The following is a 20,968-nucleotide window of genomic DNA, read 5'->3' as shown; positions in this document are numbered from 1 at the left end:
CCCTCCGGTCCCGGGAACGATCGCCCGGCCTCACGGGGCTCGGACGGTCGACGACCGGGCCCGCCGTGCGGGAAGGGTCGCCGGTCATAGGGACCACTATGATGCAAAGGCCCGACTCGCTCAAGTTCAAGAGCGGGCCGGGCCCGAAGCTTCGAGAGGTTTGTGGGGTCAGCCGGCGAGGCGTTGGCCCGTCAGCCGACGGTGAACATGGCCGAGAACCGGTCGCCGGACAGGAGTTCCAGGGCCCCATGGAGGGCCAGCTGGCGCGTGTGGTGGGACGGGACCTGGCCCCGGAGCGTCACATGACCCTTGGTTTCCTCGACGGAAAGATTACGGATCCGATTGTGCGTCGCCTCACGAACCCTGGTTTCGAGCTGCTGGATTAGTGAGGATTTCGGGGAAGACATCGAAGCGATCTCCTGGTCGGATCGTTGGTGGGCGTCGAGGGGGTATTTCAGCGAACCGGACCGTTTCGAGCGAGCAAGGGGCTGCTCGTCGTTCTCCTGATGGGAACTGATCGGAAAATTCCGCAATTTGGCAACTCTATTCTAGGATACGATCCACTCAAGTGGTCGTAGAAACCGGAAAATCACCCAACCTTCACGCAGGCTCCTGGGGATTGCTCTCACAGGTAAGAATCCCCATCGGATCTCCGGCGCGGGCTCAAATCCCATTCTCTCGAGGAGAGGGTATGGGCGACTCGGAAGCATGGGGTTGAGGGATGGTTGGTGGCACTAATTGCTGCAAATCCCGGGCCAATCTTTCCAACTCGGGCCGGTCCCAGGCCTCGATCGGCCCTTTCCAGCGGTCCCAGAATGGCTCGCGACCCAGCCCCGTTAGCTCGCTGAGGCGTCCCAGATTGTATCCGAGCTGGAGGATGGAGCGTCGATCGTCCCGGCCTTCGGCGACGATTGTAGCAATCTTAGCAACGCAGTGATTCATGATGAGGGCTCAATCTTGCCGCTTGGCTGCCAGTCGGACGAGCAATCGTTCGAGGATCACGCGGGGCGTGAGGGTCGAGTCTCCCTTGATATCCAGGTCGGCCTGGAGGAGGAGCCCGGGGAGCTGATCGACCCGGGACGGGCCGAGGTGGGCGTGCTGCTGGCGTGCCTTCTCGACACCCCCCGGGAAGATACCCGCCTTCTGGCAGGCCTCGCGGAGCTCGACCCGGGCCCGGCGGAGCTGACCGGCGTGGTGGAGCTTCAGGAGCGAGAAGGACATCCCGGCCAGGAGTCGGACCGGCGCCTCGCCCGATCCCAGGAGCTTGTCGAGGTCGGCCAGGGCTTCCGCTCCCTGGCCGGTCGTCGCGGCATCCACGGTACTCCAGAGCGTCTCGACCCGCCCCGCGCCGACCATCTTCGCCACGTCTTCCCGGGCGATCGAGGGCCGCTCTCCCACGTAGACGTAAAGTTTCTCGACCTCGGAGGCCAGGAGTCCCACCTCCGGCCCGACCAGCTCGACCAGGAGCTGCGCCGCGTCGGCCTCCAGCTTGACGCCGAATCGGGCCTTGGCGAGCTGGATCAGCCAGCCGGGCAGCTCGCGCTCGTCGGGCGTCTTGCACTCGATCGCCAGGCCGGATTTCTCGACCAGCTTGGCCAGCTTCGTGTTACCCGGCCAGGACTTGACGGAGAGGACCAGGATCCCGGAAGTCGAAGGCTTCTCGGCGTAGGTCTCCAGTTCCTTCCGGTGGGCGGTCACGAACGGGTCCGCCCCATCGACGATCACCACCCGGCATTTGGCGAGGAAAGGGAGCGTGCGGACCTCGTCCAGGACATCGGCCAGCTTCGACTGGTCCCCCGGGAACCGCGAGAGGGCCATGTCGTCGTTGTCGGACCCGAGCGCGGCGCGGGCGATCGCTCGGATCGCTTCGTCACGGAGGTAGGCATCATCCCCCGAGAGGGCATAGATCGGGCGAGCCGTCTTGTGGTTGGCCGGCCGGAGGAACTCGAAGGCGTGCATGGGCATCCCGCTCTCGGGGAGGGGCCTGGTCGTCGGTCCGTCTAGCCGAGCTTACCATGCTTTCGATCCGGTCGACCAGCAAGTCGAGGCCGCCTCAGCGTGCCTTCGGCCACTCGGCCGAGAAGCCGGGGGGCTCGGGCGAAGGGGCGATCCCGAATCGTCCCTGGATGATCCGGACGATCCGCTCGGCCGCCCATCCATCGCCGTACGGATTGGCGATGGTGGCGAATTTCCGGTAGAGATCCGGCGAACGGGCGAGGGCCTCGACGGCCTCGACGATCGCCCGGCGGTGTGGCCCGACCAGCTGGACGGTCCCGGCCTCGATCGCCTCGGGCCGCTCGGTCTCGTCGCGGAGGACCAGGACGGGCTTCCCGAGGGAGGGGCCTTCTTCCTGGACTCCGCCGGAGTCGGTCAGGATCAGGAACGAGGCTCGCATCAGGGCGACGAATCGAGAATAGCCGACCGGCCCGACCAGTCGGATCCTCGGCTGTCCCCGGAGGTGGGCCTCGACGGCCTCGACGACGCTGGGGTTGGGGTGGACCGGGAAGACGACGCAGAGCCGCGGGTCGCGCTCGACCAGGTCGCGTAGCCCCCGGCAGATCTCGGCCAGGGGGGCCCCGAAGCTTTCCCGACGGTGGGCCGTGACCAGGATCATCCGGTCGGTCTCCGGCTCGAAGGGAAGGGGACCGGCCCGCGAGCCGGCCAGGTGGAGGGCATCGATCCCCGGGTTCCCCGTGACGTGGATGGCCCGGTCGTCGATCCCTTCGCGGAGCAGGTTCAGCCGAGCCCGAGCGGTCGGGGCGAAGTGGACCTCGGCCAGGTGGGCGGCCAGGACCCGGTTCTTCTCCTCGGGGAATGGCCGATAAGGCTGGCCGGTCCGCAGGCCAGCTTCCACGTGACCGAAGGGGATCTTGCGATAATACGAAGCCAGGGCCGAGGCCAATACGGTCGTCGTATCACCCTGGGCCAGAACCAGATCGGGCTGTTCCTCGGCGATCGCTCCATCGAGTGACGAGAGAGCCCGAGCGGTGACCTCGGCCAGGGTCTGGCCCGGCCTCATCAAACCCAGGTCGCGATCGGCGACCAGGCCGAACTCGGCCAGGGAATCGTCGAGCAACTCCCGGTGCTGGCCGGTCGAGACCAACCGGACCCGAAGCCCACCGGCTCGTCGAAGTCCCAGGACCACCGGGGCCATCTTGATCGCCTCGGGTCGCGTCCCGACCACGCAGACGATCACCAGCCCCTTCTCCCGAGATTCGACCATATCGTCCCATCGCCTCCCGAATGCCAGGCCGCTCGACCCCCGCTCAGTATGGTCGGGACGCCGGATTCGTTCAATCGCGAGGGGGGAACCAGCTCGATCGTTTATCTTGTTCTAAGCCGGTTTTAAGAATTTCGTGTTGAGCGCGAAACACTTTCGTCCACCGGAAATCCGGGCGACCCCATTGTGTGTTTCTACGCAATGTAGTAGATGGTTCTACGTGTTGTAGTAGTCGGCTGCTGGATCCGGGAGGTCGGGCCGATCACGAAGGCCGAAGCCCGGACCGAACGGACCCTTGAGGAACCGGCACCCCTCGCACCGAAGTTACAGGAACGATCGATCATGAATGTTTTACGCCCGTTATCGTCCCTCGAAGTTCGGGTTGTGGGACTCCTTCTCGCCGCGATACTGATCGGGCCCAGTCCAACGTTCGGCCAGAACGGCTCGGTCGGGGTCGCCTATCCGGCGAGCGGGATTGCCATCGATGGGGATCTGGGCGACTGGCCGGAAGGCGCGACGCGGTACCCGATCGAGCGGATCGAATTCGGCGACAAGCTGGGCAGCCCGGACGATCTGAAGGCCCAATTTCGGATCGCCTTCAACGCGAAGGAACACGCCCTTTATGTGGCGGTCGAGGTCATCGACGACTCCATCGTCCTTGATGGTCCCGGGGAAGCTGTCTGGAACACCCAGGATGGCTGCGAACTGTTCATCGACGCCCTGCATTCCGTGAGCGGATCTTCTTTCCAGCAATATGCCCGGTACGGGGGCCAGAATCGGGTCGTCGGGGCTCAGGAAGGGCTCGAAAAGAAGATGAAGGTGGCCGTGACGCGGGCGGATTCGCGAATCGTCTACGAGTGGCGGATCGAGTTCGACGCCGATCTCGACCCCGATCGGGTGATCGGCTTCGACATTTCCGTGGCCGACAAGGATCAGGACGGCTCGTTTTCCTGGGCCGCCTGGGGTAGCGGGACGCAGAAGGTGGACACCCCCGACCGTTGCGGGGAAGTCCTCCTCGTCTCGCCCGAGACGCGATTTGGCGAGGTCACGGGCGGCGTCGCCTGGAAAGACCCGTCCGACTCGGCCCTACCGCTTCATGTGCGAATTCAGTCGAGCCGTAACCCCGCGTTCTGGCGCAACGCGAAGGTCGACACGGCCGGGACTTACCGGGCCAAGAATCTCCCCGAGGGCCCCTATACGATCCGACCCGTGGACTCGGCCAATCTCCGGATCGAGGAGAGCCCAGCCGTCGAGGTCCGGGTGGAGGCAGACGGCCTCGCCAGGGCCGATCTCCTGCACGTCACACCCGTTCCCTGGCCGGGGATGATCGGCGACAAGGGCGTGCTCCGCAATTCCGAAGCCTTCAATCAGGACGATCTCGACCGGTTTGTGAAAGCCTACCTGGCGTATTTCAAGACGCCGGGGATCTCGATCGCCGTCATCAAGGATAACAAGGTCGTCTACCAGCGAGGATTCGGGCTCAAGAATGCGATAACCGGAGAGCCGGTGACCGATGACACCATCTTCGAAGCCGCTTCCATGACGAAGCCGGTCTTCGCCTATACCGTCCTTCGGTTGGTGGATCGTGGGGTCTTGGATCTCGACACCCCGCTCTACACGTATCTCCCGTATGAGGATATTTCCCATGACGACCGATACAAATTGATCACGGCACGGATGGTTTTGACCCATCGGACGGGCTTCCCCAACTGGCGGACGGGGAAACTCGAGATCAAGTTCACCCCCGGGACCGAGGTCTCGTATTCCGGCGAAGGGTTCGTCTACCTCGGCAAGGTCGTCGAGAAGCTCACCGGCAAGAAACTGGTCGACCTCTGTCGAGAAGAGGTCTTCGCCCCGTTGGGGATCGAGCACGCCTCGCTGGTCTACAACGACGAGGTCGAGCGATTGACCGCCATCGGCCATGCTGGGGCCTCGCCCTTGCCGAAGTGGAAGCTCCAGGAGCCCAACATGGCGGCCAGTCTGCACATCAACGCGGGGAACTACGCCAAGTTCCTGATCGCCGTCCTCCAGGGGAAGGGCCTCTCCGAGGCCACCGGCCACGAAATGCTCCGACCCCAGGTCAAGGTGCCGGATGACCAGCACGCCTCATGGGGCCTCGGCATCGCGATCGAGGAGACGCCCCAGGGAATCAACTACGGGCACGGGGGGAGGAATACCGGCTTCACCAGCCACTCGTTGCTCTACAAGGATCCGGGGATCGGGTATGTCTTCCTCGTCAATAATGATGACGCACCCAAGTTCGACAACGTCCTGAACGCCTACCTGATCGCCGGCAAGTCGGGCCTGAAGAATACCAGGCCCGTCGCCCACAAGTTGGCCAAGATCGACCCGACGCTATTCGATGCCTACGTCGGTCGCTATGAGATCGGCAAGGCGGCCATCCTCGAAATCACCCGAGAGGGGGACCATCTCATGTCTCAGGCCGAAGGCGACGGCAAGATGGAACTCTTCCCCGAGTCCGAGACGGTGTTCCTCCTGAGCCCGACCTCGGACGCCACGGCGACCTTCGTGAAGGACGACCGGGGGAAGGTCACGCACATCGACCTGCATCGCGACGGGCGGGATGCAAAAGCATCACGGATCAAGGACGAGCCGGCCGCCAGAGAATCCAGGTCGATCGAATGACCGCCCGGTTTCGCCCGGCTCGAAACGCCCCGACCCGCCCGCCGGATCGCTGGATCTCGCGGGCGGGTTCTCGTTCCATGAGAAGTTCGGGTCGAGTCTGACGACGCCAAAATCGGAGGTCAACGATCAGGCGACCACGATCTCCAACCCCATCTCCCGGAGAGTTTGCAGGACCTCGGGCGAGGCGGAGCGGTCGGTGACCAGGTGGGTGATCCGCTCGATGGGGATCAGGACATAGGGGGCGACGGTGCCCAGTTTTTCGCCGGCGACCACGACGATCACGCGAGTCGCGTGCTCGACCATGGCCCGCTTGACCTCGGCTTCCTCGCCGTCGAAGGTCGTCACGCCGGCCTCGGGGTGGATCCCGGCGGCCCCGAGGACGCAGGTATCGGGGCGGAGCATCCGGTAGGTATCCACCGCAGCGATCCCCACGGCCACCCGGGCGGCCTTGAAGAGGCGACCGCCGACGACGATGCACTCGGCCTTCTCGTGTTCCGAGAGGACCTCCAGGGCCGGCAGGCTGTGCGTCACCATCGTCAGGGACAGGTCGGGGGGCAGGTGCTCGGCCACCGCCAGGGGGGTGGTCCCGCCGTCGAGGACCACGACCTCGCCTGGGCGGAGCAACTGGGCGGCGGCCGCGCCGATCGTCCTCTTGGCGTCGGTCGACTCCTTCTCACGCTCGGCATAGTGAATCGAGGTTGGCGATCGAGGCAGGGCACCCCCGTGGACCCGGAGCAAGAGCCCTGCCTTGTCCAGTTCCCGGAGGTCCCGGCGCACGGTGTCTTCGGAAACACCCAGCCTCTTACTCAGATTCGACGCGAGAATCTTCCCTTCGGACTTCAAAACGTCCAGGAGCAAGCGCTTGCGCTCGGCGGTCAGCATCGGGATGTCTCCAGGTGATGCCTGGAGTTTAATCAATCTTGCATGGTCCTGCAGCATGTTTCGTGCAATTTGCGTGAAAATGCACGAACTCTCTTGATTCGTCCCGAGATCATCCTAGGATTGGCCGGGAACAGGAAGCTTCGCGCAGAAACATGCAATAAATGGAGAAGGTTTTCGTGATGACTTCGGCAATGGTTCGAGCGGACCCCGGAACGTCGATGCAGGATGATCGCCGGTCGAGGAGGGCGGTCCTGGCCATGTTCGCGGTCGATGGGGTTGGTTTCGGGGCGTGGGCTGCCCATCTCCCAGCGTTCAAGTCGGGGCTTCGTCTGAGCGATGGCGGCCTGAGTGTCCCCCTGTTCGCGATGGTGGCCGGGAGCCTGGTAGCGATGCCGATGGCCGGACGATTCATCGCGACGCGGGGGAGTCGGGGCGTGGCGATCGCCTCGGGATGCTTCTACTGCTCGATGATCGCGATGATTGCCCTGTCGGTCCAGGTGGGGGGCGGTCTGTTGTGGTTCACGTTGGCGGCGTTCGCGTTCGGCGCGGCCAAGGGGACGCTGGACGTCTCGGTGAATGCCCAGGCGGTGGCCGTCGAGCGTGAGGGATCCCGGCCGCTTCTGTCGAACTGCCATGGGTGCTGGAGCCTCGGCTCGCTATTCGGGGCGGGTACGGCGGCGTTGGCCTTACGCTGGGCGGTCCTCCCTTCGTTGACGATGCTGGTGGTGGGCTCGCTCCTGATGGTGGTGGTCCTGGCCTCGGCCGGGAACCTTCGGTCGGGCGATCGGGTCGAATCCCACTCGGGAGCGGAGGCTTCGCGGCGGCCGTCGGGACGGCTCGTGCCGCTCGGAGTGCTCGCGTTCCTCGCCTTGTTCTGCGAAGGGGCGATCAGCGACTGGTCCGCGGTCTACCTGGCGGGGCCGGTCGGCGTTTCGACGGCTTCGGCGGCCCTGGGGTACACGATCTACATGATGGCGATGACTCTCACCCGTTTCGCCGGCGACCGGCTCTCGGCCCGTTTCGGCCCGGCCGGATTGCTGCGCATGGGCGGGCTTCTCGTGGCGGTCGGACTGGGAGGGGCGATCGGGTTCCGGACCTTCCCGGCGGCCCTGGTCGGATTCGGCCTGGTTGGGATGGGACTGGCCAACGCCGTGCCCGTCATCTTCCGCTCCGCCGGTAAAGAAAAAGACCCGGGTGGCGCGATCGCGACGGTCTCGACGATCGGTTACCTCGGGTTCCTGGCCGGCCCTCCCATGATCGGTGTCCTCTCGGAAGTCCTGGGACTGCCGAACTCGCTCCTGATGGTCGTGGTGTTCGGCCTGACGATCGCGGTCGGTGCCGGGATCGCGGGGAGCCGCGGGATATCGAGGAATGCCTCGGTTCGCCGCGATCCTCATCGCTCGGCCCCCGCGATGGCGTCCTGAATCGTCGGATCATCTTTGAGGATGGAGTCGGAGACTTCCCGCACCGTTGACCGAGGAGTAGAGACTGATGGTGACAACGACCTTTCCATACGCCTTGGCCGCGATCGACATCGACGACACCCTGGTCGGCCCCGACAAGAAGATCGGGGCCGAGAACCGGCGGGCCGTCAAGCGACTCGGCGAGCTGGGCTGCCGCGTGATCCTCGCTTCGGGCCGCAGGCACGCGAACATGCTTCCCTATTGCCAGGAACTCGGCCTCGACGATTACGTCGTGAGCTGCCAGGGGGCTCGGGTCGAACACCCGAGGACCGGGCAAGTCCTCCGTCGATCGTCGCTGGCTCCTTCCGACACTGCGGCGCTCGTTGCCGAAGGGCTGGATCGGGGCCATACCGTCCTGCTCTGGCTGACCGAAGGGGTCTTCGCCCAGGTCGACACCCCCTGGGTGGAGTCCTATCGGGTCGAGAGCGGCAACGATCACGTCACGATCGCCGACCTGAGATCTCTGGCCGACCGGCCGGCCGAGAAGGTGGTCTGGGCGGCCGACCCTTCACTGATCTCCGGTGCTCATGTTGAGTTCCTGGATCGGTATGAAGGGCGGCTGTCGGTGACGGTCACGAACGATTGGTATCTCGAAGTCACCGCGCTGGAGGCCCACAAGGCGGATGGCGTGGCCGCCGTGGCGGATTCGGCGGGGATCTCCCGCGAGGCCGTCCTGGCGTTCGGCGACGGCCACAACGACGTGTCGCTCCTCTCCTGGGCGGGGCTCGGGGTGGCGATGCCTCACGGCCGGGCCTCAGCCCGAGCGGCCGCTCGGCTTGTGGGCTCTCACGGCGAGCCTGAATCGGCATTGGCTCGCGCCGTCGACCTCATCGCGGCCGGGTTCACCCCTTCGAAGCGGACCTGAATCCGACCTTCAAACCATGACCGTATCGTGAGCCGTATCCCTCTTCCTGGAAGAGGGATACGGCTTTCTTCTTTGCGCCGTCCCTGTTTCCAACCCGGGAATGGATCTCGATTTCAAAGGAATCTTTGCTATTCGCCCTTGACGAGATTTCGGACCCTCATACACTCGATTGAAACGCTTGTTTGAAACGGATGATTGAGCTGTGAGGTGGAGTTGTCGATGCTTGACCCGACCAAGGCCCGGCTGCTCGACGCGGCGGGCGAGGAGTTCGCCGAGAAGGGATTCGAAGGGGCTACGGTCCGTTCGATCTGCGACCGGGCGCGGGTAAATCTGGCGTCGGTCAACTACCACTTCGGCGACAAGGAATTGCTCTACGAGCAGGCGGTCCTGGAGGCCCATCGGTGCGGCAATGAGATGCCGCCGGATGTGATGGCCGATGGTCCCCCGGCCGAGCTGCTCCGTCGCTACATCCACTTCTTCTTGACGAATGTCGTGGCGCTTCGCGATTCGACCTGGCACCATCGGCTGATGCTCCGCGAGATGGTCAGCCCGACCCGGGCCTCGGAGATCCTGGTCAACGAGGCGATCCGCCCGCGATTCGAGCATCTCTCGGGGATTCTCAGGCGGATTTGCCCCGAGGCGGACGATCGACGGATTCATGCGCTGGGGTTCAGCGTGGTGGGGCAATGCCTCCACTACAAGCTGACGAAGTCCATCTCCGAGCGGATCGTCGGCCCCGAGGCCTTCGCCCGGCTCGACCTCGATTTCCTGACCGATCACATCACTCATTTCACCCTGGCGGCGCTAGGAGTCGCCCCGCCGTTCGACGAGGCGGGGGAGATGGCCGAGGAAATCCCGGAAACCGGGAAGGGGGGGGCTCGATGAGCTGGATTGCCTTGAAGATGTTGACCGGCGACCGGGCCAAGTTCTTCGGGATCGTGATGGGCCTGACCTTCGCCGCCCTGCTGATCACCCAGCAGGGGTCGATCTTCTGCGGCTTGATGCTGAGGACCGGCTCCCTGATCTCCGACACCACCGGCGCGGATCTCTGGGTGATGGATCCCAACGTCCTCCAGGTCGACGACAACAAGCCGATGATCGAGAACAACCTGTACCGAGTCCGAGGGGTCGAGGGCGTCCTCTGGGCGGTCCCGTTCTACAAGGGGAACGCGCGGGCCAAGGTCAGCAACACCGACCCGCTGGTCGTCGGCAAGCCCCGGCCCGAAGGGGCTCCCGACCCGTCCAAGGTGATCGAGCAGGTTATTTTGCTCGGCCTGGACGATGCCTCGATGGTCGGGGCTCCCCCGCCCGAGCGGATCCTCTTCGGTCGGCTCGAAGACCTCCGGAAGCCCGAGTCGATCTTCGTCGACCATACCCGGCTTGCCAAGCTGTTCCCCGGCTACCCGCCCGAATACTACAAGAAGGAAAACGCCGGCTACTTCCTCGGCAAGGAAGTGGAGATGAACGACCACCGGGCGATCATCGTCGGGATCTGCGAGGCCTCGAGGACCTTCCAGTCGAACCCGGTCGTCTACACGACCTACTCGCGGGCCAAGGGTTACGTGGCGCAGGAACGCAAGGTTCTTAGCTACATCCTCGCCAAGATCGACGAGAAGCCGGGACTGACCGAAGAGCAACGGACGGCCCGGAGGATCGAGGTTGCCGACGCGGTCCGCCGGCAGACCGGCCTGATGGCCCTGACCAGCCAGCAGTTCCTCGACAAGACGATCAACTACTACCTCAAGTACACCGGGATTCCGATCAACTTCGGGATCACGGCGTTCCTCGGTTTCCTGGTCGGGACGGCCATCGCCGGCCAGACCTTCTACAACTTCACGCTCGAGAATCTCAAGCAGTTCGGGGCCCTCAAGGCCATGGGGGCGACCAACGGAAGGATCGTGGGGATGATCCTGCTTCAGGCCCTGGTGGTCGGGTTCCTGGGCTATGGGATCGGGGTCGGCCTGGCGGCGCTCTTCGGCGAGCGGACCAAGGGGGGAGAGCTGGCCTTCTACACCCCCTGGCAGCTCTTGCCGATCACCGGCGTGGCCGTCGTCCTGATCTGCATCCTGGCCAGCCTGATCAGCGTCCGGAAGGTGATCGTCCTGGAGCCCGCGGTGGTCTTCCGGGGCTGAACCCGGTCCATTGGTCCTGGAAGCGAAGAAACGCTCCGCCCCCCAAGGAGAATTGACCGATGTCCGGCGTCCAGCAAGCCATCTCGAATCCCCGGAAGTCCGGCGATGTCGCGCCTCGGATTGCCGTCGAGATCCGCGGGATCTCCAAGCACTTCGGGACGGGCGAGCGTCGAGTCTCCGCGCTGAAGGAAGTCGACTGGGAGGTCAACGCCGGGCAATTGAGCATGATCGTCGGTCCCTCCGGCTGCGGGAAGACGACGCTCCTCTCGGTGATCGCCGGGATCCTGAACGCCGACGAGGGGTCGGTCACGATCTTCGATCAGGAGGTCTCGGCGATGAGCGACCGTGCCCGGACCCGATTCCGGGCCAAGCACATCGGTTTCGTCTTCCAGCAGTACAACCTCCTCCCGGCCCTGACCGCCGCCGAGAACGCCGCGATCCCGCTGGTGATCGCCGGGTATTCCCGGGCGAAGGCGGTCGATCGGGCCAGGTCGGTCCTCGACTCGCTCGGGATGGGCAAGAAGGCCGAGAACCTGCCGAATCAGCTCTCCGGCGGCCAGCAACAACGCGTGGCGATCGCCCGGGCGCTCGTCCACGAGCCGAGCCTCCTGGTCTGCGACGAGCCGACCGCCGCGCTCGACCACGAGAGCGGCCTGGGCGTGATGGAACTCCTCCGAGAGGCCGCGGTCCGCCCCGACCGTGCCGTGGTCGTGGTCACCCACGACAATCGCGTCTTCTCGTTCGGCGAGCGGATCGCCCACATGGACGACGGCCGGATCGTCGAGGTCGAGGACAAGACCCACCGGACTGCGGCGGATTGAGGCCATCGGAACGTTGGCCCCTCGGTGGTCTCTCCACCTATCTTGCCCGCCGATGATGCGTTCATCCAACATCCCTCAGCGATAAGGGAGCAAACCAATGCTCAAGAAAATGATCCTCCCCTTGATCGCGATCGGCGGGTTCGCCTTCGCGGTCTTCACGGTCGTCAAGGCCCGCGAGATCCCGCCTCCGGCCAAGCCCCTGGTCTCCCCTCCGACCCAGCCGAACTACCGACGGACGATCGCCGGCTCGGGGATCATCGAAGCCCGGCTCGAAAATATCCCCGTCGGCTCGCCCGTACCCGGTGTCGTCTGGGAGGTTTACGTCAAGGTCAATGACAAGATCAAGAAGGGCGACCCCCTGTTCCGCCTGGACGAGCGCGAACTCCGGGCCGAGCTGGAAGTCCGCGAGGCCAACCTGGCCTCCGCGATCGCCTCGTACAAGAGGCTGGAGGCCGCCCCGCAGGTCGGCGACATCGCCACGGCCGAGGCCACGGTCGAGGAGATGAAGGCGAAGGTCAACGACGCCGAGGCCGCCGCGGGCCGTTCCGACCGGCTCTACCAGCGGCAGATGGGGACCGCCAGCGACTACGACCGCGACCGATACGCCTTCCAGGCGGCCAAGGCGGGCATGGCCAAGGCGATGGCCGATCTGAACCGGATCAAGATCACGTGGGAGGCCGACAAGCAGGTGGCCCAGGCGGCCGTTGCCATGGCCGATAGCCAGGTCAAGAGCACCAAGATCCAGCTCGACCGGCTGGTCGTCCGGGCCTTGACCGATGGCGAGATCCTCCAGGTCAACGTTCGCCCCGGCCAGTTCGCCGCGGCCATCTGGAACCAGGCCCTCGTGGTGATCGGCGACAGCAACGAACTCCACGTCCGGGTCGACATCGACGAGAATGATGTCCCCCTGTTCGATCCCAAGGCCCGCGCCATCGCCACGCTCAAGGGTCGGCCCGGGGTCCGGTTCGACCTGGTCCCCTACAAGGTCGAGCCCTACGTGATCCCGAAGAAGAGCCTGACCGGGGAGAACTCCGAGCGGGTGGATACTCGGGTCCTCCAGGTGGTCTACGCCCTGCCCAAGGACTCGCCGATCCCGCTCTACATCGGCCAGCAGATGGATGCCTATCTCGAAGCCAGGGTCCCGGAGGGAGTCTCGCTCGACACCGACCTTCGCCGCGTCAGCCCCTTCGATGAGCCCGGGGCAGGGGCCGCGTCTGCCAGGGATTCCGCCGTCGAGGTCAAGCCCTCGCCCTGATCGCTCAGCGTCTCGGGCGGGCGGGCTTCTTCCTCGCCTTCGAAGTCTTCTTCGAGGCTGGGGCGGGAGCTTCGGTGGACTCGCCCGACCCGGCCTCGTCCGTCGATGGCACGGCCTGGGGAGTCGGGACGATCGTGAAGGGGATCGACTGGCGGGCCGACGATCCCTCGTCCAGGACATCATGAAGAGTGATGTCGAACTCATAATCGCCCGGGGGAAGGCTCTTTAGGCCGATCGTGTTGACCAGATAGATCCGATAAGTGGGATCATCGAAGACGTCCTCGTATTCCAGGAGCTTGTCCTCCTTGGCAATCGGGTTCTTCTCGCCCTTCCGGCGGATCCGCCCATCCTCGGTGAAGCTGGCCCGGTATCGCTTCTTGAAGGGCTCGACCTTGTAATTCAACGGCCTGAAATAGACCTTCAGCTTGTCCTCGCTCGTCAACCTGGGCTCGGCAAGCTCCACGAAATCATCAAGGCCGTTGACCCTCGAAACGACCACACCCTTGCTCATATCGAAGCGAGGCCCCGCCGACGGCTGCTTCGGTTCGATCGGATCTTCTGCTGCCCCGACTCCGACCACGGCCGCGAGAATCGGCAAGACAAGACGCCCGAGGTGGTTCATCGGTATCCTCCACTTGTCCGTCAGGGTGGCTGGTCGTGGCTCCTTGAACGATAGCGGTCGGCTCATCCACGGGCAAGCGTCCCGACCAGATCCGGGCGGACCGCGCGCCAGGAGCCCGGTCCTCAGCCGGGGCCGGGTTCCTTCAGGAGTTCGGCGATCCGCCCCAGGGCCACTTCGAGACCCTGACGGGCCGGGGGGGAGAGCCCGTCCCCCAGCGCCAGGTCATGGGCCGGGACCGTGACCAGCCATGCCCGAGGGTGGCTCCCGTAGACGGCCTGGGCGAGACTCAGGAGATAGCCGGGATCGCTCGTATGCCCGAACGTCGAGGTGACTTCGGAGATCTCGATGGGCCGGACCTCGACCCCCGACGCTCCTCCGTTCGGAGCCTGGCGGGCATCGACGAAGACCGCGAGCCGGGCGGCGGAGAGGGGCTCGGCCAGCTCGGGGGTGAGCTGGGTCACGCCGCAGGCCAGCACATTGGCCAGTCCCCAGCCCTGGACGACGGAGGCTGCGCGAGGTCCGATCGAGTCGTCGGTCCGCAGGGTGTTCCCGTAACCGATCACCAGGACCGGTCGCTCGTCGATCATCGGATCAGTGCCTCCAGATCTCGTCGACGATCGACCCGTCGGGGCCGACGGCCTGGACATGGAGCGGCATCTGGCCGAAGGCGTGGGTCGAGCAGCTCAGGCAGGGGTCGAACGCCCGGATTCCCGCCTCCATTCGGTTCAAGACCCCTTCGGGAATCGGCAGGCTCTTGATGAAATGGCGGGCGATCTGGGCCATGGTCTTGTTCATGGCGAGGTTGTTCTGCCCGGTGGCGATGATCAGGTTGACCCGGGTGATGAGGCCGTTCTCGTCGACTCGGTAGTCGTGGAAGAGCGTCCCTCGGGGCGCCTCGCTGGCCCCGACGCCTACGGTCCGGTTGACCCCGGCGTGGGCTCGAATGTGGCCGGAGAGGATCTCGGGGTCGGACAGGAGTCGCTCGGCTTGCTCGATCGAGGCCAGGATCTCGACCAGGCGGGCGTAGTGATACCAGAACGACGAGGTGACGATCCGACCGCCCCTCTGCCGGTATTCTTCGAGCTCGGCATCGGCCAACGGAGTGCCCATTCGCGAGCAGAGGTTCAGGCGGGCCAGCGGGCCAACTCGATAGATCCCCTCGGGGTAGCCCATCGGCTGGAAGTAAGGCGATTTCAGATACGAGTCGGGCTCGACCGACTCGTGGAGGAAATTCCGGTAGTCGGCCGGGTCGAAGTCGGCCACGGTTTGGCCCGTCGAATCCACCACCCGGATCCGGCCATCGTGGTGTTCCCAGGCTCCGTCGGGACCGACCATGCCCAGGAAGAGGGTGGGGAATTGACCGAAGCTCGCAACCTCCTCGCGGAAGTGATCGAGCAATCCCTTGAACAAACCGATCGCCATCAGCGCCGTCTGCTTCGCCTCGGCAACCCGGCCGAGGATCGCCTCGCGACCCTCTTCCGCGAGCGGACTTCGGACCCCGCCGGGGACCGACCAGTCCGGGTGAATCTTGCGGTTACCCAGGGTCTCGATGATTTCCTGCCCGAATTGCCTCAGGCGAATCCCCGCGCGGGCTACCTCCGGATACCTGGCAATCAGGCCGAAGAGATTACGCTGGGCCGGGTCGGAGTCCATTCCCAGGAGGAGATCGGGACCGCTCAGGTGGAAGACGCTCAGCGCATGGGACTGGATGATCTGGCCGAGGTTCATCAATCGCCGGAGCTTCTCGGCGGCCGGGGGGATCGAAACCGCCAGGATCGCGTCGCCGGCCCTGGAGGAGGCGAGGAGGTGGCTGACCGGGCAGATCCCGCAGACCCTCGCGGTGATCCCCGGCATCTCCCAGAAGGGACGCCCTTCGCAAAACTTCTCGAAGCCCCGGAACTCCGTCACGTGGAAACGCGCATCGGTGACCTGGCCGGCGTCATCGAGGTGGATCGTGATCTTGGCGTGACCTTCGATCCTGGTGACCGGGTCGATGACGATCCGCTGTCCCATGAGATTGGCTCTCTCGTCGATTGAGGGATCGGTTCATCCGAATCGGATGCTCTCCCCTGCCAGGTGAGCACGTTTGCCCTTGATCAAGGCTTCCAGGACTTCGCGAATCCGGGAAGCGGGCGGTGGGCAGCCGGGAAGATAGACATCCACGGGGATGATCGCGTGGACGGGGATGACCTTGTCGAGCAGCGTCGGCACGATCCCCGGCTCCAGGGGGAGCGAGGCGTTGCGGTCGCCGCCGTCCAGGTAGACCAAATCGAGGGTATTTCGGGCGTCGCCGAATGGGTTGCGCAGGGCCGTGACATTGCCGGTCACGGCACAATCGCCGAATGAGACGACCATCCTCGTCCGGGCCCGGAGCAGCGGGAGGAGCTTCAGGTGGTCCTCGTTGCAGACGGCCCCTTCCACCAGGGCCACGTCGACCCCTTCGGGATATTCCTTGACGTCGATGAACGGCGAGAAGACGAGGTCGACCTTGCTGGACATCTCGATCAAGAACTCATCCATGTCGAGGAACGACATGTGACAGCCGGAGCACCCCCCGAGCCAGGCGGTGGCGAGCCTCAGGCGGGTCATGGCTTGTGCTCCCGCGCCTCGACCAGAGAGAGAAGCCGATCGCGTCGATGGTCGATCCCGGAGACGGTGTCTCCTCGATGGAACAGGGCCCCGGTCGGGCAAGCCATCACGCACTTCCCGCACGACGTGCAGGTCGGCGACTCGCCCCAGGGCTGGCCCTGGTCGCTCAACAGGCGGGAGTCCGCCCCTCGTCCTGAGACGCCCCAGGTGTGGGCCCCCTCGATCTCGCTGCAGACCCGGACACAACGCGTGCAGAGGATGCATCGATTGTGGTCGATCCCGAAGAGCTCGTGGCTCAGGTCGACCCCCAACGGCTTGTGCTCGTACTCGAATCCGACATGGTCCATGCCGACCGCGATGGCCGAGTCCTGCAACTCGCACCGGCCGTTGGCAACGCAGACGGCGCAAATATGGTTCCCTTCGGCGAAGAGCAACTCCACGACGGTGAGCCGATGCTCCCGGATCCTCTCGGTGTCGGTCCGGACGACCAGTCCCGGGGTGACTCTGGTCATGCAGGCGGGGCTCAGCGGCCCGCGGTCGCCGATCTCGATCAGGCAGAGCCGGCAGGAACCGACATCGGTCAATCCTTCGAGATGGCAAAGCGTCGGGATCTCGACCCCGGCCGACCGTGCCGCGATGAGGACGGTTTCGCCCTCGAGCGCGTTGACGAGTTGACCATCAATCTCGAAGGGGACAAGCGCCATGGAAGTTCTCCACGTCGGTCAGGACCACCGGAGCCGTAACTCTCCAATTGCGGGGCCCTTCGCTGGACGTTCCCGATCGAGGATCAGAATGGTCCGTTCTCCGGCGAATGCCGCTCGAAGGACAAAGCCCGAGGTCGCGCTCATCGAAAGGATTGACGCGCCGGCTCTGATCGGAGATGGACGATCGGGATGCGACGGCCGACATCCTCGATTCTACCGAGTGACGCGGCTCTTCGCATCGGACGGTCGAAGGCGGTCAATCGGCCGGGCCCATCTATTCCTCGTTTCGACCATCCGGATCAGACCCGGAGGATTGGGTGAGGGATGGGTATTCCGAACCTAGAGGGGTTAGCGATGGCTCGGTGGGCTTGTGGTGCTTTGGGCGAATTGCGTCGATTGGCTGGAAGTTTGTCGTCTGGGCAGAGCTTGTTGAAAGTAAAGCGTGTGTGGCATTTCGTCGGGATCGGAAGGGATTTGCAGCGTTCCTGCCCATCGGTTCGAGTCGAAAAAGAAAGCGGCGACCCGAGGTCCGGGCCGCCGCGTTGCGCCAGAGATGGTCATGGATCGACCCGAGATCGAATCACGGACGGATCGAAGGACGGACCCGGCGACGGACTCGCCAGGCTGCGCCCCCGGCGACGAATCCCCAGGCCAGGATGGTCGTGGGTTCGGGGACAGCGGGGGGTGTCGGCGGGGTGACGGTCCCGGGGTTCTCAATCTGCCCCGGCTGATTGAGCGGGGTGCCGACCAGGGTGTTGAAGATGTTGCTCTTGCCGGTGATGGTCGTGGAGCCGGTCCCGGCATAGGCCGAGATGTAGAAGCCCTTGGTGAGGGCATCGAGCCCGGGGACCTTGCTGAAGTTCTTGACGGTGAACTCGAAATCGGGGTTGGCCTTCGAAGGATCGAAGGCCAGGTCGCCCTGGTGGGCCGTCAGGGTGGTCCCAAAGCTCCGGCCCAGTCCTCCGCTCGACTCCTGGTAGGAAGCGACGCGGAAACCATCGAGGCCGCTCCCGCTGGCATCCTTGACGGCCGGTACGCCGGCAACCACCAGGGGAGTCGCGGCGGTCCCGGCCGGCGTGACCGGGGTGAAGGCGACCGTGATCGACTTGTCGCCGCCGATGTGAGGTTGGTTGGACCCGCCCATGGCGATGGTCCTCGGATCGGTCTGGCCATCCGGGCTGCCGTCGGTGTTGCCGGCGACACCCCAGAAGTTGACGCCGATGGCCAGGGTGTCCGTGGCCTTGTCATAGCTGAGGCGGATGTCCTTCATGACGTAGCCGTTGATCCGGCCGGCGTCGGTCATCCACTGAGGTTGATAGACGGCGCCGAGACCCTGCCCCGGGATTACCGTGACGCTCGACGAGCTCGCCGGAAAATCCTGCTCCACATCGCCCGTCTTGAAGAGCGGCGAGGCCATCGAGCCCGCCGTCGCGGTGCCGGCCCAGGTCAGGGCCAGGATCGCCACATACCAGCGAATGACGCTGAGGCGAACCATAACGAGACTCCTTCCACGTTAAGGTTGTCCCCGATCACATTCCTCATGCCGGTGGCATGTCTGATCCGGGGTTCAGTTCTATCTCCAGGCCGTCCTGGTTTCGCTGAGGTTTGGAGCCTCCCACTGACCAGGCCGTCCATTGGCTCATCCTTCAAGCACCACCGGGTCCAACCGGTCATGGTCGGGACTTCCGACCCGATCCCGGACGCCCGCTCTCCCAGGGAACGACCATCGATGATGGTCGACTTTCAGGAAAGGACATAGGCGCGATGTCGTTGTTCACGAAGCTTTTCGAAGCCGTTCAGTCGTGGCGGCGGCGTCGCGACGGGGTCAAGTCCCGCAAGCGCGTCGGCCCGGCGATGGAACAGCTTGATCATCGTCAATTGATGGCCGTCAACTTCACCGGGGTCGTTGCAAACGATTTTCCCGCTACGCAAGTCCCAGGTGTTGTGGTCATCCCAAGTCCCCCAGATAATACAAGGCCGGGTATCCCGCCCGATCTCCAACCGTTCATCAACGTCTCCGGCTTCGAGATTGACCAGCTACGGGTCAGCTACACTCCCGCCGACGACACGCTGAGCATCGGGGTCGAAGGACCCCTCAATGGTCGAGACGGTCGCCAGGTCATCGCTGGCGACGCCGATAATAACGGGAACTCCGGAACTGTAAACCCCCTTATCTCGAACTCGATGGGGACCGGGGCGGCCCAGGGGTTCCAGGACCCGGCTGATTTCGGCGGGACCGAGCAATACGGGATCCTGCTGGCCTTCACCGACCCGGCGTCACCCGATGTCGCGGCCGGCTTCCCGATCAACAGCCCCGATCCGCTCAATGGCAGCAAGCCGTACACGGTCGCGCTGGCCAACAACGACATTCAGACCAATCCCGACCGCTTCGACCCGAATGCCCTGCTCCCTCAGTTCACGGGGAATTACTTCCTCGTCAATGATCCGAGCAAGCCCAACTTCGAGCTGCAGATCACCAACTTCTCGCAGCTCTACCAGCAAGTCACCGGCAATGCCCTGACGCCCAATACGACGATCAACGTCGGTGCCTTCGGGAGCACCGCTCAGAGTGCCGGGATCAGCGACGAATTCTTCCCGCCTCAGCCGATCGTGATCAATCGGGCGACGCTGACCAACCCGTCGATCTCGGTGACCAAGACCACCAACGGGTTCGCCGCCCCGTCGGCCCCCGGCCCGATCGTGGCCCCGGGAAGCGCGGTGACCTGGGGATATGCGGTCACTAACACCGGCAACGAGCCGCTGGGGAACGTCGCCCTGGCCGACAATGGCGGCTCGAACACCGACCCGTCCAAGAATTTCGCCCCCACCTTCGTCGGAGGCGATAACGGAAATGGCCTCCTCGATCCGGGCGAGACCTGGCTCTATACGGCGAGCGGTGTTGCCCAGACCGGGCAATATGAGAACACCGCCCTGGCCGCGGGCATCGGAACCCAGAGCGGGACGACCGTCACCAGCACGGCACTGAGCCACTACTTCGGGAACAACTCGGTCTGCCCGCCGGTCTCCCCGACCATCTATGTGAACCCGCACGAACTGAATCACATCAACACCGCCCACCCGACCGCGATCCGGGTGAACGTCCTCGGCTCCTCGGGCTTCGACCCGACCACCATCGACCCGGCCACGGTCCGCTTCGGCAACCCCGCCACGATCCTGACCGACGGTGCCGCCCCGATCCGGAACTTCGAGAGCAACGTCAACAACGACCAGTTCCCCGACGAGACGTTCGTCTTCAACGGGCTCGACGTGACCCTGCCGCCTGGAATCACCGACGCCCAGATCATCGGTATGACCACCTCGGGCGTTGGATTCGCCAGCTCGGTCCGGGTCTTCAACCGAGACTACTCGTTCTACACGCCGGCCGCGATCACCAAGCAGCAGCAGAGCTGGCTCCAGTATGACAAGGCCAATAACATCCCCGTCGTCAACGGGATGGCCGTGCCTCCCCCGGTGGTCATCCCCAAGGCTGCCCAGCAGCGTGCCGCTTCCATGGTGATCGACGACCTCTACAACCCGTTCCGGGGCCAGAGGCTGCCCAAGCAGGTCAACCCGACGGCCTCGCTCGCCCCGATCCCGGCCGGGGCCCAATCCGCCGCCAAAGTGGTCTCGATCCCGACCAAGAACAACAAGGGCGTGAAGGCCGCCAAGGCGAACGTCGTCAGCGTCAACATGAACAGCAACAAGGTTGCCAAAGGGCCTTCGATCGTTCAGCTGATCGGCGGGGCCAACTGAGGCCGGGAACTCCACC

Annotated in this window: 18 protein-coding genes; 8 read left to right on the top strand and 10 right to left on the bottom strand. The window is 64.7% G+C overall.

Annotated elements, in window-relative coordinates; genetic code table 11:
- Nucleotides 1-191: 191 nt before the first annotated feature.
- The 3 genes from P12x_RS09705 to wecB all read right to left on the bottom strand — a co-directional run bounded on the left by P12x_RS09705 (nucleotide 192) and on the right by wecB (nucleotide 3,223).
- On the bottom strand, nucleotides 192-407 hold the full coding sequence (locus tag P12x_RS09705; RefSeq protein WP_435010662.1) for a BON domain-containing protein: 216 nt from the start codon (nucleotides 405-407) through the stop codon (nucleotides 192-194).
- A 544-nt stretch (nucleotides 408-951) separates the two neighbouring features.
- Nucleotides 952-1,965 (bottom strand): DNA polymerase III subunit delta, encoded by a 1,014-nt coding sequence (gene holA / locus P12x_RS09700; protein ID WP_435010661.1) that lies wholly within the window; start codon nucleotides 1,963-1,965, stop codon nucleotides 952-954.
- Nucleotides 1,966-2,053: 88 nt separating this feature from the next.
- A complete protein-coding gene (wecB, locus tag P12x_RS09695) occupies nucleotides 2,054-3,223 on the bottom strand; it encodes a non-hydrolyzing UDP-N-acetylglucosamine 2-epimerase (RefSeq protein ID WP_435010660.1) in 1,170 nt (389 codons plus the stop codon).
- A 381-nt stretch (nucleotides 3,224-3,604) separates the two neighbouring features.
- Here wecB and P12x_RS09690 point away from each other — a divergent pair, with 381 nt between their 5' ends.
- A complete protein-coding gene (locus P12x_RS09690) occupies nucleotides 3,605-5,866 on the top strand; it encodes a serine hydrolase (protein WP_435010659.1) in 2,262 nt (753 codons plus the stop codon).
- 126 nt (nucleotides 5,867-5,992) lie between these two features.
- On the opposite strand, the gene P12x_RS09685 is transcribed toward P12x_RS09690, so the two are convergent.
- A complete protein-coding gene (locus P12x_RS09685) occupies nucleotides 5,993-6,748 on the bottom strand; it encodes a DeoR/GlpR family DNA-binding transcription regulator (protein WP_435010658.1) in 756 nt (251 codons plus the stop codon).
- Nucleotides 6,749-6,927: 179 nt separating this feature from the next.
- Between P12x_RS09685 and P12x_RS09680 the strand changes: the two genes are divergently transcribed.
- From P12x_RS09680 to P12x_RS09655, 6 genes are all read left to right on the top strand, one after another.
- On the top strand, nucleotides 6,928-8,172 hold the full coding sequence (locus tag P12x_RS09680) for an MFS transporter (RefSeq protein WP_435010657.1): 1,245 nt from the start codon (nucleotides 6,928-6,930) through the stop codon (nucleotides 8,170-8,172).
- A gap of 67 nt (nucleotides 8,173-8,239) precedes the next feature.
- The gene (locus P12x_RS09675; protein ID WP_435010656.1) at nucleotides 8,240-9,076 is read left to right on the top strand and encodes a Cof-type HAD-IIB family hydrolase; all 837 of its coding nucleotides are present in this window, start codon (nucleotides 8,240-8,242) and stop codon (nucleotides 9,074-9,076) included.
- Nucleotides 9,077-9,295: 219 nt separating this feature from the next.
- A complete protein-coding gene (locus tag P12x_RS09670; RefSeq protein ID WP_435010655.1) occupies nucleotides 9,296-9,961 on the top strand; it encodes a CerR family C-terminal domain-containing protein in 666 nt (221 codons plus the stop codon).
- On the top strand, nucleotides 9,958-11,208 hold the full coding sequence (locus P12x_RS09665) for an ABC transporter permease (protein WP_435010654.1): 1,251 nt from the start codon (nucleotides 9,958-9,960) through the stop codon (nucleotides 11,206-11,208). The genes P12x_RS09670 and P12x_RS09665 overlap by 4 nt, the downstream gene beginning before the upstream one ends.
- Before the next feature lie 59 nt (nucleotides 11,209-11,267).
- The gene (locus P12x_RS09660) at nucleotides 11,268-12,029 is read left to right on the top strand and encodes an ABC transporter ATP-binding protein (protein WP_435010653.1); all 762 of its coding nucleotides are present in this window, start codon (nucleotides 11,268-11,270) and stop codon (nucleotides 12,027-12,029) included.
- A 97-nt stretch (nucleotides 12,030-12,126) separates the two neighbouring features.
- Nucleotides 12,127-13,284 (top strand): HlyD family secretion protein, encoded by a 1,158-nt coding sequence (locus P12x_RS09655; protein ID WP_435010652.1) that lies wholly within the window; start codon nucleotides 12,127-12,129, stop codon nucleotides 13,282-13,284.
- Between the two features lie 4 nt (nucleotides 13,285-13,288).
- Here the strand turns inward: P12x_RS09655 and P12x_RS09650 are convergent, their stop codons facing one another.
- The 6 genes from P12x_RS09650 to P12x_RS09625 all read right to left on the bottom strand — a co-directional run bounded on the left by P12x_RS09650 (nucleotide 13,289) and on the right by P12x_RS09625 (nucleotide 18,694).
- On the bottom strand, nucleotides 13,289-13,906 hold the full coding sequence (locus tag P12x_RS09650) for a hypothetical protein (protein WP_435010651.1): 618 nt from the start codon (nucleotides 13,904-13,906) through the stop codon (nucleotides 13,289-13,291).
- A gap of 122 nt (nucleotides 13,907-14,028) precedes the next feature.
- The gene (locus tag P12x_RS09645) at nucleotides 14,029-14,493 is read right to left on the bottom strand and encodes a hydrogenase maturation protease (RefSeq protein ID WP_435010650.1); all 465 of its coding nucleotides are present in this window, start codon (nucleotides 14,491-14,493) and stop codon (nucleotides 14,029-14,031) included.
- A gap of 4 nt (nucleotides 14,494-14,497) precedes the next feature.
- Nucleotides 14,498-15,919, bottom strand: a complete 1,422-nt coding sequence (locus P12x_RS09640) for a Ni/Fe hydrogenase subunit alpha (RefSeq protein ID WP_435010649.1) — start codon at nucleotides 15,917-15,919, stop codon at nucleotides 14,498-14,500.
- 33 nt (nucleotides 15,920-15,952) lie between these two features.
- A complete protein-coding gene (locus tag P12x_RS09635; protein WP_435010648.1) occupies nucleotides 15,953-16,495 on the bottom strand; it encodes an oxidoreductase in 543 nt (180 codons plus the stop codon).
- Nucleotides 16,492-17,199: a bidirectional hydrogenase complex protein HoxU gene (gene hoxU, locus P12x_RS09630; RefSeq protein WP_435010647.1), complete on the bottom strand. Its 708-nt coding sequence runs from the start codon at nucleotides 17,197-17,199 to the stop codon at nucleotides 16,492-16,494. The genes P12x_RS09635 and hoxU overlap by 4 nt, the downstream gene beginning before the upstream one ends.
- A 580-nt stretch (nucleotides 17,200-17,779) precedes the next feature.
- The gene (locus P12x_RS09625; protein ID WP_435010646.1) at nucleotides 17,780-18,694 is read right to left on the bottom strand and encodes a PEP-CTERM sorting domain-containing protein; all 915 of its coding nucleotides are present in this window, start codon (nucleotides 18,692-18,694) and stop codon (nucleotides 17,780-17,782) included.
- 269 nt (nucleotides 18,695-18,963) lie between these two features.
- Between P12x_RS09625 and P12x_RS09620 the strand changes: the two genes are divergently transcribed.
- Entirely contained in the window at nucleotides 18,964-20,952 is a 1,989-nt protein-coding gene (locus P12x_RS09620) for a DUF7507 domain-containing protein (RefSeq protein ID WP_435010645.1), read from the top strand.
- Nucleotides 20,953-20,968 lie beyond the last annotated feature (16 nt).

Origin of the sequence: Tundrisphaera lichenicola (assembly GCF_051175385.1) — a bacterium.
Lineage (GTDB): Bacteria > Planctomycetota > Planctomycetia > Isosphaerales > Isosphaeraceae > Tundrisphaera > Tundrisphaera lichenicola.
Note: the sequence above shows the minus strand (reverse complement) of the source record. Positions and strands in the feature narration are given on the sequence as shown.